This is a genomic window from Rhodococcus sp. 852002-51564_SCH6189132-a, assembly GCF_001665495.1.
GTDB lineage: Bacteria > Actinomycetota > Actinomycetes > Mycobacteriales > Mycobacteriaceae > Rhodococcus > Rhodococcus pyridinivorans.
Genome location: NZ_LZMJ01000074.1, coordinates 149,529 through 161,356 on the forward strand (window position 1 = coordinate 149,529; position 11,828 = coordinate 161,356).

Here is an 11,828-nt window from a genome sequence, read left to right on the forward strand (position 1 = left end):
GTCCGGACCACGCGCGGCGCTCGGTGACCGTAGATTGGCGACTGTCGATCGGTATCGAGCTCGATACATGTCGGAAGGACCGTCGTTGACCGAATCGAAGACCGCGCCCAGCGCAAACAGCAGTGGGAAGCCGTCGGCTGAACCCGACCGCGGGAGCCTGCTGGGCACGGGCGGAATCTGGCTCGCCAAGTGGTCGGCCTGCCTGGTCGTCATCGCCGCCGGTGCGGTGGTGATCGGCTGGATCATCGAGAAGATGTGGGTGATCGTGCTGCCGGTCGCCCTCGCGATCGTCGTCTCCACCATCCTGTGGCCGCCCACCCGCTTCATGACCAAACGCGGCGTTCCTCCGGCTGCTGCGGCCGGCCTGACCCTCGTGATGTTCTTCGCGATCGTCGGCGGCATCATCGCCGGCATCGTCCCGTCGGTGGTCTCCCAGATGCCCGACCTGGCCAACAAGGCCACCGAAGGCATCAACACCGTGCAGGAATGGGTGAAGGGACCCCCGATCAACCTGCGCGACGAACAACTCGACAACGCCGTCCACGCGGTGGTCGAACGAGTGCAGGGCAGTGCTGCCACCATCGCGGGCGGTGTCTTCTCCGGTGTGAGCACGGCGGGCTCGCTGCTCGTCACACTCGCTCTCGTCCTCGTGCTGACCTTCTTCTTCATCAAGGACGGCCCGCGCTTCGTGCCGTGGCTGCACCGCGTGAGCGGTGGCCGCGCCGGACGTCACCTCGAAGCGGTACTCGGCCGCATGTGGGACACGCTGGGCGGGTTCATCCGCACGCAGGCCCTCGTGAGCTTCATCGACGCCCTCTTCATCGGTATCGGCCTGCTGATCCTCGGAGTCCCGCTCGCACCCGTCCTGGCGATCCTCACCTTCATCGGCGGATTCATTCCCATCGTCGGTGCGTTCGTCGCGGGTGCGTTGGCAGTCCTCGTGGCGCTGGTCGCCAACGGTTTCACGACCGCGATCATCGTGCTGGTCCTCATCATCGCGGTGCAGCAGATCGAGGGGAACGTGCTGCAACCGGTGCTGCAGTCGCGGTCGATGAACCTGCATGCGGCCGTGGTGCTGCTCGCGGTGACGGCCGGCTCGTCGCTGTTCGGGATCGTCGGTGCGTTCCTGGCGGTGCCGGTCGCGGCGGTGGCCGCGGTGGTCATCCGCTACATCGGCGAACAGATCGACGAGCGCGCCAGTGAAGGCGAGGACGACGAGACGAAGGCACTCCCGGCTCCGGGCGACACCTCGGTGCCCGATCCGAAGCCGGCCTCTCCGGCACCGGCCGCCTCCGAGGACTGAGGGGCGGTCAGCTCGCGACGCGGACGGTCGATCCCGAGCGGCCACGGATGACGTGCAGCCTGCTCGGGATCCGCTGCCGCATCTCGTCGACGTGACTGACCACGCCCACCACGCGGCCTCCCGCGCGCAGTTCGTCGAGCACCCCCATGACCGCTTCGAGGGCGTCGGCGTCGAGTGAACCGAACCCTTCGTCGATGAACATCGTGTCGAGCACGAGCCCGCCGGCCTCGGCGGCGACGACGTCGGCGAGGCCGAGGGCAAGGGCGAGGGACGCCTGGAAGGACTCGCCGCCCGACAGTGTCTTCGTCGATCGCACGGCGCCGGTGTACTCGTCGTGGATGTCGAGACCGAGACCGCCGCGACGCCCCCTGCTTTCGGCCGCGTCGGAGTGCACGAACTCGTAGCGACCGCCGGACATCCTGCGCAGGCGTTCGGAGGCGGCGTCGGCGACCTCCTCGAGTCGCGCCGCGAGCACGTACGAGCGCAACGACATCTTCTTGGCGTTCGCCCCCATTCCGGCGACGACGTCGGCGAGCGCGGAGAGTTCGGCGTGTTCGTCGAGCAGCGGGACGAGTTCGGCGCAGGCACGCTCGAGTCGCCGGGAGTAGTTCTCGATGTCGAGGTGCCGGCGCTCGGCCTCGGTGGCCGCGCTCAGGGCGGCCTCGACCGCCGCGGCACCGTCGTCCACCGCTGCGCGCGCGGCCGTCACGTCAGCGACCTCGTCGCCGGTGAGGGCCGCGATCGCCGGGTCGTTCAGCGTGGAGGTAGCCACCGCGCGTTCGTCGTCGGCGGCGCGCAGGACGCGGTCGATCTCGGCGAGCCGCTCGGGTGTCCGGACAGCTGCGCGGGCGCTGTCGAGGTCGGTGAAGCCCGCCTCCGCGGCTGCGGTGCGGGCGTCGGCGGCGCGTTCGTCGGCGGCCGTGCGCGCCTGCAGGGCGGCGGTGCGGGCATCGAGCAGTGCGGTGGCGGCGGAGGACAGTGCCGCGACCGTCCTCCGTCGCGGGGCGAGCAGGTCGAGGTCGCCGACGGCCTCGACGATGCGCTCGCGGATCTCCGTGATCTCGGCCGCGCGGACCGCGTCCTCGCGGGCGAGTTCGGACAGTTCGGCGTCGAGCCGCTTCTCCTGTTCGGCCAGCACCGTGTCGAGTTTGCGCAGGTCCTCGACCGTCGCGCGCAGATGGTCGAGCCGACGGGCGACGGTGGCGGCCTCGTTGTGGGCGCGGACCGCCTCGGCGTGGGCGGTGGTGAGTTCGGCGAGTTCGGCGTCGCCGCAACGCTGTCGGAGGACGGCGACGATCCCGGAGAGTTCGGTGACGGCCTCGCGTGCTTCGCTCAGCGCGGTGGCGGCGCGTTGCTCGGCGGCGTGGGCGCGTTCCTCGTCTGCCTTCGTCGCAGTGTCGGGAGCCGGGCGCGCGGGCTCGGGATGTTCGGTGGAACCGCAGACCATGCACGGTTCGCCGTCGGTGAGACGCGCGGCGAGTTCGGCTGCCATTCCGTCGATCCGGCGCTGCCGGACGTCGAGGTGCGCGTCGCGTGCGTCGTTGTACTCGGAGTGCAGTTGCAGTACCCGGGCTTCGAGCCGTTCGAGTTCGTTTCGGCGCGAAGCGAGTTCGGTGGCGGCGTCGAGCGCGTCGGCGGCACGGTCGCGTGCGGTGGACAGGCCGGGGAGCATCGCGGCTGCGCGTTCGGCCTCGGCGACCGCATCAGCAGCGGCGGTCGATCGTTCGGGCAGCGCGGCGCGCTCGTCGATCACCTGCCGACGCTCGTCGGTGAGGGCACGGCGACGTCCGGCGAACTTCTCGCGTTCGTTCTCGAGCTCGGTGAGACGACGACGGCGATCGAGTAGGACGTCGAGTCGCGCTGCCTCCGAGGACCATTCCTCGCATCGAGGTCGGATGATGTCGCGGTCGGCGGCGGACGACATCGGCCCGACAGCCTGGAGGAGTTCGCGTCCTTCGTCGTCGTTGCGGAGCGGCGCGGCGGCCGTCTCGGCGCGCGCCACGGCGGCATCGGCCTCGCGCGCGAGGCGGGCGGCCTCCCGATCGACGACCGCGACGCTCACCGCGCGATGCGCGGCGTCGCGTTCGGCTGTCACGGCGACGCGCTGCGTCTGCGTCTGCTCGAGTTCGGCAAGGATGTTCAGGGCGTCGCGGCGGCGGCGGAGTCGGTCGGCGAGAGCGACGGTCTCGTCGAGCCTGCGCCGGTTGACCTCGTCGACGGCGCGGACTCGTGCAAGCGCTGCGGCGGCGTCGTCGCGGCTCTCGGCGGCCTCGGCGAGCAGGCGGCCCGCCCATTCCACCGGATCGGCGTCGGCTCCCGCCTCGATCCCGGCCGACGCGGCCACCTTCGCCGCGAGCACTTCGACCTTCTTCTGTTGCTCGGCAAGCAGTTTCGTTCCGGCACCGCGGCGGTCGCGGAACCACTGCTCGACGTCGCCGAAACGGGTGGTGTCGAACAGACGCTCGAGCAGCCTGCCGCGCTCCTCGCTGTTCGCACGCAGGAACCGGGCGAAATCGCCCTGCGGAAGGAGCACCACCTGGAAGAACTGTTCGGCGCTCATCCCGAGCAACGACTTGACGACGTCGCCGATCTCCTGGGCGCGGGACAGGTTCTCCCCCGACCCGTCGAGCCAGGTGAGATTCGCCTTGGCCTGCTGCTTGATCGTGCCGGTGCCGCGCTTCTTCGGGCGTTCGAACTCGGGGCTGCGTTCGATGGCCAGACGGCGACCCGCGATGGTCGCCTCGAGCCGGACCGTCGGCACAGCACCCACCCGTGCGTGGTCGGACAGCAACCGGCGCCCCTCGGAGCGAGCACCGGGGACGGTGCCGTAGAGCGCGAACGCGACCGCGTCGAGGATCGACGTCTTGCCCGCGCCCGTCTGCCCGTGCAGTAGGAACAACCCATCGGCGCCGAGCTCGTCGAAGTCGATCTCGACGGTGTCGGCGAACGGACCGAAGGCCGTGATCTCGAGGTGGTGCAGTCTCATGCCGGCACGTCCGTCCGCCACTGCGTGTCGGTCTCGTCGCCGATGCCACGACGACGGTCGACCTCCCTCAACGCTTCGTCGATCCAGCCGCGCTCGCGTTCGGACGGCTCGGAACGCACATCGGTGAGGAACGACGCGGCGATGTCGCGATCACTGCGCCCGCGCACCTTGTCGCGGTAGCTGCCCTCCGTGGACCCGGCCGGTCGCTGCCATTCGACGTGCACGGCGTACGGGAACCGCTCCTGCAGGCGACGCATGGCGTCGAGCGGGCGGATCGCGTCGGTCAGCACCGCGGAGACGTAGTGCTCCTCGACGGCGGCATGCGCCGGATCGGCGAGCAGATCGTCCAGTTCGCCTTCGAGACGAGTCAATTCGCGGATCACCGGGAGATCGACCCGCTCGACGGACGCCGCACCCGAGGCGTCGAGGTCGACGACGAAGACCGCCTTGCGGTGCGAGCGCTCGCCGAAGGAGTACGGCAACGGCGATCCCGAGTACCGGACCGTCTCGCTCACCTTCTGCGGGGAATGCAGGTGACCGAGCGCGACGTAGTCGACACCGTCGAACGACGACGCGGCGACCGTCTCGACCCCGCCGACGGAGATGGACCGCTCGGAGTCGCTGGGCTCGCCACCGACGACGAAGGCGTGCGCCAGGACGACCGTGCGGCCGTGCCGATCCGCGACATCGGCGCGCACGCGTTCCATCGCCGCGTCGAGGATCTGCTGGTGCGAACGGGCCTCGGGCACGCCGAGCTCGGCGCGGGTGATCTCGGGTTCGAGATACGGGATGCCGTAGAAGCGGACCGGGCCGTGCTCGTCGTGCAGGACGACAGGGCTGTCGATCTGAGATACGCGGGTGATCAGGTGCAGACCCCCGTGCGCGGCGAAGGCAGCGCCGGCACCGAGCCGGACCGGCGAGTCGTGGTTGCCGGAGGTGGCGACGATGATCGCCCCTGCCTCACGGATGGCCTCGAGGCCGGCGTTGCACACGGCGACCGCGTCGGAACTCGGGATCGACCGGTCGTACACGTCGCCCGGCACGACCACCACGTCGATCCGGCGTTCGGCCACCAGATCGGCGATGGCCCGCAGCGCACGCGCCTGGTCGGCGAGCAGGTCGACACCGTGGAAGGTGCGGCCGATGTGCCAGTCGGAGGTGTGCAGGATCCGCATGGGACAGACGGTAGAGGAGAGGACCGACATCCCCGGATGTCGGGTGGATGTCGCATCGATGAGGCATCATCCGCCACATGACAGCACTCACGGCACTCGGCCTGCTCGTCGCGCTCGGTCTCGGGGTGGTGCTCGGCTGGCTGTTGCGGGCCACCCGCGACGGCGAACGCGCAGCCCGTGCCGAGGCGCAGCTGGCAGCCCTGCGGGACAACGAGGAGCAGCTGCGTCAGTCGCTGGCAGCGGTGAGCGAGGATGCCGCGCGCCGGCAGTCCGGTGCCATCGGCGACCAGGTCTCGCGGCTCGTCGGCCCGTTGAACGAGGCCGTGGGTGCGCTGGCCCGGCAGGTCGAGCACGTCGAACGCAACCGCGTGCACGCCTACGCCGGGCTGAGCGAGCAGGTCGAGGGCATGCACCGCGCGTCGCAGCTGCTGTCCACGCGGACCCAGCAGCTGGTCACCGCGCTGCGTGCGCCGCAGATCCGCGGACGATGGGGCGAGATCCAGCTCGAACGCGTCGTCGAGCTCGCCGGGATGGTCCGGCACTGCGACTTCGACACCCAGGTGAGCAAGGACGGGGTGCGCCCCGACCTGCTCGTCTACCTCGCGGGTGGCAAACAGATCGTCGTCGATGCGAAGGTGCCCTTCGCCGCCTATCTGGATGCCGCCGAGGCCGAGGAGCCCGACGAGCGCGACCGGCACCTCACGCGCCACGCACGCCAACTGCGCACCCACATCGACCAACTGGCGGCGAAGGCCTACTGGGAGTCGTTCGACCCGACGCCCGAGTTCGTCGTGTTGTTCGTCCCCGGCGATCCGTTCCTCGATGCCGCGCTCGGCGCCGATCCCGATCTGCTCGAGCACGCCTTCGCCCGGAACGTCATCCTCGCCACACCGACCACGCTCGTCGCGTTGCTGCGCACGATCGCGCACACCTGGCGGCAGGAGGCGCTCTCCCGCGACGCCGCGACCATCCACCGATTGGGCCGTGAACTGTACCAACGGCTCGGTGTGGTCGGTTCCCACCTCGATCGGCTCGGCAACCAGCTCGGCAAGGCCGTCGATTCGTTCAACATGACGGTCTCGTCGATGGACACCCGGGTGGGCGTGACGGCCCGCAAGCTCCACGACCTGGAAATATTCGACGGTGAGGTGCCCGAGGTGCAGCGTGTCGACGCTTGGCCGCGACGCAGCACTCTGGCAGAAAGAGCAGTGGCGGACGGTCCTGTCGACGAAGCGAGCTGACATCGCCACGCTAATGTCTACGTTGTGTCTGCAACCCAACGTGCACGTTCGGCGGTGCCGCTCGACATGCGGTCGTTGGTGCCTACGGTGCCCGGTGTGCCCTGGTGGGGTGCCGTGGCGATCGCAGCCGGAACGACGCTTCTCGGGGTGCTGCTCGACAGCGCACGCGGGAACGAGCTGACCTCTGCGTTCACTGTCTTCTACGTGCTCGGCTGCGTCGCGGCCGTGGTGGCGGTGCGCTATCGCGGACTGTTCACGGCCATGGCCCAGCCGCCTCTGCTGCTGGTCCTCGCGGTGCCGATCGGTCAGGAGATCGTCTCCTCCGCCAGCACCGGCGGATTGAAGGATCTCGCGCTCAACGTCGCCTATCCGCTGGTGAACCGCTTCCCGGCGATGCTGGTGGCGACACTCCTGGCACTGGCCCTCGGCGGTTTCCGGATCTTCGTGACCCGACAGAACACGGGAGTACGTGCCCGTGCGCCGCGAGAGCGGGCGAAGCCGCGGGCAGCGAAGACCGGAACCGCGAAGGACCGCCCCGCTCGCGCCGCGGGCGACCGGCCGACACGCGCTGCGAACGCCCGGCCGACCAGGCGTGCGGGCCGGGGGCGACCGGCGACGGCCACCCCTGCGGATGCACGTCGCACCGCTTCGGGCCGCGGGACGCCGGCCGCGAAGGCGTCGGTCCGGGAGGTCGCCGACACCCGATCCCGTCGCCGCGTCCGTCCCGAATCCCCGGCCGCCGAGCAGCCCGCTCCCCGGCGTGCCCGCGCTCCCCGACCTGCGGACCCGGTGCAGCCGGAGGTCCGCGAGCCGCGGCGCCGTCCGGCACCCGAGCCGGACACCGGTCGACCGGCGCCCTCCCCCGCACCCACGCAGGGCTACGAGCCGCCGCGCGTGCGGTACCGCGACCGCTACGAGGACTGACCCACACGACGAAGACGACCGGTCACGTGCCGATTCACGGCGGTGACCGGTCGTCTTCGCTCTACGGAACTACCCGGTTCAGCGACGCGACGCGCGCAGTTCGCGCGGGAGAGCGAACACCAGGGTCTCGTTGGCGGTCGTCACCGACTGCACGTCGTGGAAACCGCGCTCGTCGAGGAACTGGACGACGCCCTGAACGAGGATCTCGGGGACCGACGCGCCGGAGGTGATGCCGACGGTCTCGACACCCTCGAGCCAGGCCGGATCGATCTCCTTGGCGTAGTCGACCAGGTGCGCTGCCCGGGCACCCGCACCGAGGGCGACCTCGACGAGCCGCACGGAGTTCGACGAGTTCCGCGACCCCACGACGATCACCAGATCGCACTCGGGCGCCATCGCCTTCACCGCGACCTGGCGGTTCTGCGTGGCGTAGCAGATGTCGTCGCTCGGCGGATCCTGCAGCTGCGGGAACTTCTGGCGCAGACGCTGCACGGTCTGCATCGTCTCGTCGACGCTCAGGGTGGTCTGGGACAGCCAGATGACCTTCGACGGATCGCGCACGGTCACCGAATCGACGGCGTCGGGACCGTCGACGAGCTGCACATGGTCGGGGGCCTCACCTGCGGTGCCCTCGACCTCCTCGTGGCCCTCGTGACCGATGAGCAGGATGTCGAAGTCGTCGCGGGCGAAGCGCTTGGCCTCCTGGTGGACCTTCGTCACCAGCGGGCAGGTCGCGTCGATGGTGCGCAGCTGCCGGGCAGCGGCCGATTCGTGGACCGCGGGCGACACACCGTGCGCCGAGAACACGAGCACGGCACCCTCGGGCACCTCGTCGGTCTCGTCGACGAACACCACGCCGCGGTCGGCGAGCGTGTCGACGACGTGGCGGTTGTGCACGATCTCCTTGCGGACGTAGATCGGCGCACCGTACTTGTCGAGCGCCTTCTCGACGGTCTCGACGGCGCGGTCGACGCCGGCGCAGTAGCCGCGCGGCTCGGCGAGCAGGACGCGCTTTCCGGAGGTGGAGAGACCGGCGGACCGTGTGATCCCGACTTCGAGAGGAACAGGCGCAGACATACCTCCAGAGTACGGGGCGCGTCGGAGTGTGGCTTTCCAGCTCGCAGCCGACGTGCTCCCCGGCTACCAATCACGCCGATCATCGGGCAGTCTTGGGGCATGATCCGTCCACCGTTCCTGGCACGGGTGGCTGCCGGCGTTGCTGTCACCGCGTACGAAGAGACCCTCAAGCTGCCGAGCACAGCCGTTTCGTTGCCGATGACGACGGTGAGCCAGATCCTGCAGACGACGATGCGAGTGCAGCAGGTCATGACCTCGTTCGCCATCAAGGGCGACCAGTTCTTCGAGATCTTCGGAGCGGAGCCCGCCGAGACCGCACAGTGGGCGACCTTCGACGACGACGGCTCGACCCCTTCGGACGAGACCGCGACCTCGACGAACAGCGCCGCGAACGGCGCTCCCGGCCGGTTCGCCCTGTACTCGATCCCGCCGGCCACCGAAGCCGACGCACCCGTGGCCGAGCAGGCCGCACCGGTAAAGGCCGGCACCGCGACGACGAAGGGGCCCGCGAAGAAGACGGCAGCCGAGAAGTCTGCTCCGAAGAAGGCCGCCGCGAAGTCCGCAGACGCCGAGGTCACGAAGATCGGCGAGACCACGGACACGAAGGTCGCCTCCGACGATCGTTCCGAGATCGTCGAATACCTCGACTACGACTCGCTGACCCTCGCCCAACTGCGTGCCCGCCTGCGCGCACTGTCGGTGGACGAGCTCACAGCGGTGCTCGAATACGAGAATGCTCACGCCGCGCGTACTCCGTTCGTGACGATGCTGTCGAACCGGATCACGAGCGCGCGTAACAAGTGACGGCCGGACAGAACGCGGCACGCCCGAACTCCGCGGAGCAGCCCTGGCCCGTCCGCACCGTGGCGCAGAAGGTCGCCGGGTGGATCGACAAGCTCGGCACCATCTGGGTCGAAGGGCAGATCACGCAGATCAACGCCCGCCCCGGGACGCGGACGGCGTTTTTGACCCTGCGCGACCCGTCGGTGGACATGTCCCTGCAGGTGACCTGTTCACCCCAGTTGTTGCAGCAATCGGGGGTGCCGCTCACCGAGGGCAGCCGCGTGATCATGTTCGGGAAGATGACCTTCTGGCCCGGCCGCGGCAGTCTGGCGCTGCGAGTCACGGAGATCCGGGCCGTCGGTATCGGTGAACTGCTCGCGCGGCTCGAACGACTGCGTGCGTTGCTCGCGGCCGAGGGACTGTTCGACCCGCGGTTGAAGCGCCCCCTCCCCTTCCTGCCGCGCCGCGTCGGTCTGGTCACCAGCCGCGGCAGCGCGGCCGAACGCGACGTGCTGTCGGTCGCGCAGCGTCGCTGGCCGGCCGTGCAGTTCGACGTCCGCCACGCGACGGTGCAGGGTCCGACCGCGGTCACGCAACTCATCGACGCCATCGAAGCACTCGACAAGGACCCGGACGTCGAGGTGATCGTCCTCGCCCGCGGCGGCGGCAGCGTCGAGGATCTGCTGCCCTTCTCCGACGAGGCGCTGTGCCGCGCGATCGCCGCGTGTACGACGCCCGTGGTCAGCGCGATCGGCCACGAGCCCGACAGTCCGCTCTGTGATCACGTCGCCGACCTGCGGGCCGCGACCCCGACCGACGCCGCGAAGCGCGTCGTACCCGATGCGGTTGCCGAACTCGATCTCGTCGACGAACTGAGAGCACGGTCGGCGGCGGCGCTGCGCAACTGGGTCCGGCGCGAGGAACACGTGATCGCACAGTTGCGCGACCGTCCCGTCCTGGCCGATCCATTCCGCGATCTCGACCGGCGGAACGAGGAGATCGAGCGGTTGCAGCACGCGGCACGACGCGACGTCACGCGATTGATCTCGTCGCAATCGTCGACGCTCGAACATCTGCGGGCACGGTTGGCGACCCTCGGGCCCGCGGCGACCCTGGCGCGTGGCTACGCCGTGGTCCAGCGGATCGTGCCGGGCAGCGCCCCCGAAGTGGTACGCACACTCGACGAGATGCCCATCGGCACCCAGCTGCGAGTGCGCGTGGCGGACGGCGCGGCCCGCGCCGCCGTCATGGGACACGAACGACAAGGAAGATCAGGACAGTGACGAACGCGGGAACCGACGACGCCAACGCCGATGTGCGGGAGTTCGGCTACGAGCGAGCTCGGGACGAACTCGTCAACGTCGTGAAGATGCTCGAGCAGGGCGGACTCGACCTCGACGACTCGTTGCAGCTGTGGGAGCGCGGCGAGGCACTCGCGCAGCGCTGCGAGGAACATCTCGCCGGCGCCCGCGAACGTGTCGAGCAGGCGCTCTCCCTCGCGGACGACGAGGACGAAGACGACGAGTACGAGGACGAGGACTGACCTCGACCGAGCTCACGATCAGGGCTCGGTCGCTCCGACCCGGATCAGGGTTCGAGGGGCTCGGCCCTGCCCGCGGCGGTGGCCAGGGTCGTGAACTCGGCCTCGTCGCCGGAGCCACCGATCAGGATGCGCACGTCGCCGAAGTCCGACACCCAGAGCGCTTCGACGCCCTCGCCGCCGTAGACCACCCAGTCGTGGTCCTCGACGGACCTGGTGTCGGTGGCGGTGCGGGCACCTCCGGCGACGAATCGCACCAGTTCGTCCTCACCGGCATCCGATTGGGTGAAGCGCACGTAGCGACCTGCAGGAGTGATGAAACCGACGGTGCTCGAATCGCCGCCCTGGTTACCGGAAACGATGCTGCGGCTACCGGAGTTGGGCTGCCAGTCCTCGGGCACCTCGGGGTGGCGGATCGGGAATCCGAGTTCCGCCGCGTCGTACTTCAGGCCGGCATCGATGTCGAAGCTCGGCACGGGACCCGCCGTGGGTCCGCCGGGCTTGAACTCGCACTGGCTGGCGATCGCCGCGATGAAGAGGATCAGCACGAGCAGCGGGATCAGCGACCACGCCATATCTCGACCGTCTTGCAGGATGCGAGGTTTCTTGGATGCCACCCGTCCAGTCTGACAGCTACGAAACGGGCAGGTTCAGGCCGGGCGGGTCCGACAGCCCACATCATCGGCCGTGATGAGACAATAGCCACGCGACACACACGGATCGTGCGGGCGCCCGCCGCGCGCCCTCCCTGATGATCTGCGCGTGGCGCGGACGGTCGAGGATCGTCACGGTCAGGTCG

10 protein-coding genes are annotated in these 11,828 nt (G+C 69.7%); 6 read left to right on the top strand and 4 right to left on the bottom strand.

The window, feature by feature from the left end:
* The first annotated feature begins 85 nt into the window (after nucleotides 1-85).
* On the top strand, nucleotides 86-1,303 hold the full coding sequence (locus A5767_RS19325) for an AI-2E family transporter (protein WP_051424955.1): 1,218 nt from the start codon (nucleotides 86-88) through the stop codon (nucleotides 1,301-1,303).
* A 7-nt stretch (nucleotides 1,304-1,310) separates the two neighbouring features.
* Here the strand turns inward: A5767_RS19325 and A5767_RS19330 are convergent, their stop codons facing one another.
* Together A5767_RS19330 and A5767_RS19335 are read right to left on the bottom strand one after the other, a co-directional pair.
* A complete protein-coding gene (locus A5767_RS19330; RefSeq protein ID WP_064852950.1) occupies nucleotides 1,311-4,289 on the bottom strand; it encodes an AAA family ATPase in 2,979 nt (992 codons plus the stop codon).
* Entirely contained in the window at nucleotides 4,286-5,464 is a 1,179-nt protein-coding gene (locus tag A5767_RS19335) for an exonuclease SbcCD subunit D (RefSeq protein WP_064852939.1), read from the bottom strand. The genes A5767_RS19330 and A5767_RS19335 overlap by 4 nt, the downstream gene beginning before the upstream one ends.
* 77 nt (nucleotides 5,465-5,541) lie before the next feature.
* Between A5767_RS19335 and A5767_RS19340 the strand changes: the two genes are divergently transcribed.
* Together A5767_RS19340 and A5767_RS19345 are read left to right on the top strand one after the other, a co-directional pair.
* The gene (locus tag A5767_RS19340; RefSeq protein ID WP_006553911.1) at nucleotides 5,542-6,705 is read left to right on the top strand and encodes a DNA recombination protein RmuC; all 1,164 of its coding nucleotides are present in this window, start codon (nucleotides 5,542-5,544) and stop codon (nucleotides 6,703-6,705) included.
* A gap of 24 nt (nucleotides 6,706-6,729) precedes the next feature.
* Nucleotides 6,730-7,629: a DUF6542 domain-containing protein gene (locus tag A5767_RS19345; protein WP_231913234.1), complete on the top strand. Its 900-nt coding sequence runs from the start codon at nucleotides 6,730-6,732 to the stop codon at nucleotides 7,627-7,629.
* A gap of 78 nt (nucleotides 7,630-7,707) precedes the next feature.
* On the opposite strand, the gene A5767_RS19350 is transcribed toward A5767_RS19345, so the two are convergent.
* The gene (locus A5767_RS19350) at nucleotides 7,708-8,706 is read right to left on the bottom strand and encodes a 4-hydroxy-3-methylbut-2-enyl diphosphate reductase (RefSeq protein WP_006553909.1); all 999 of its coding nucleotides are present in this window, start codon (nucleotides 8,704-8,706) and stop codon (nucleotides 7,708-7,710) included.
* 99 nt (nucleotides 8,707-8,805) lie between these two features.
* Between A5767_RS19350 and A5767_RS19355 the strand changes: the two genes are divergently transcribed.
* The 3 genes from A5767_RS19355 to A5767_RS19365 are packed head-to-tail and all read left to right on the top strand — an operon-like array spanning nucleotide 8,806 to nucleotide 11,032.
* Nucleotides 8,806-9,510 (top strand): lipid droplet-associated protein, encoded by a 705-nt coding sequence (locus tag A5767_RS19355; RefSeq protein ID WP_006553908.1) that lies wholly within the window; start codon nucleotides 8,806-8,808, stop codon nucleotides 9,508-9,510.
* Nucleotides 9,507-10,772, top strand: a complete 1,266-nt coding sequence (xseA, locus tag A5767_RS19360; RefSeq protein WP_006553907.1) for an exodeoxyribonuclease VII large subunit — start codon at nucleotides 9,507-9,509, stop codon at nucleotides 10,770-10,772. Before A5767_RS19355 ends, xseA begins: the two co-directional genes overlap by 4 nt.
* Nucleotides 10,769-11,032: an exodeoxyribonuclease VII small subunit gene (locus A5767_RS19365; protein WP_033097244.1), complete on the top strand. Its 264-nt coding sequence runs from the start codon at nucleotides 10,769-10,771 to the stop codon at nucleotides 11,030-11,032. The genes xseA and A5767_RS19365 overlap by 4 nt, the downstream gene beginning before the upstream one ends.
* 44 nt (nucleotides 11,033-11,076) lie before the next feature.
* Here A5767_RS19365 and A5767_RS19370 read toward each other — a convergent pair whose 3' ends face one another.
* A complete protein-coding gene (locus A5767_RS19370; RefSeq protein ID WP_082937746.1) occupies nucleotides 11,077-11,646 on the bottom strand; it encodes a DUF4245 domain-containing protein in 570 nt (189 codons plus the stop codon).
* Nucleotides 11,647-11,828: the final 182 nt, after the last annotated feature.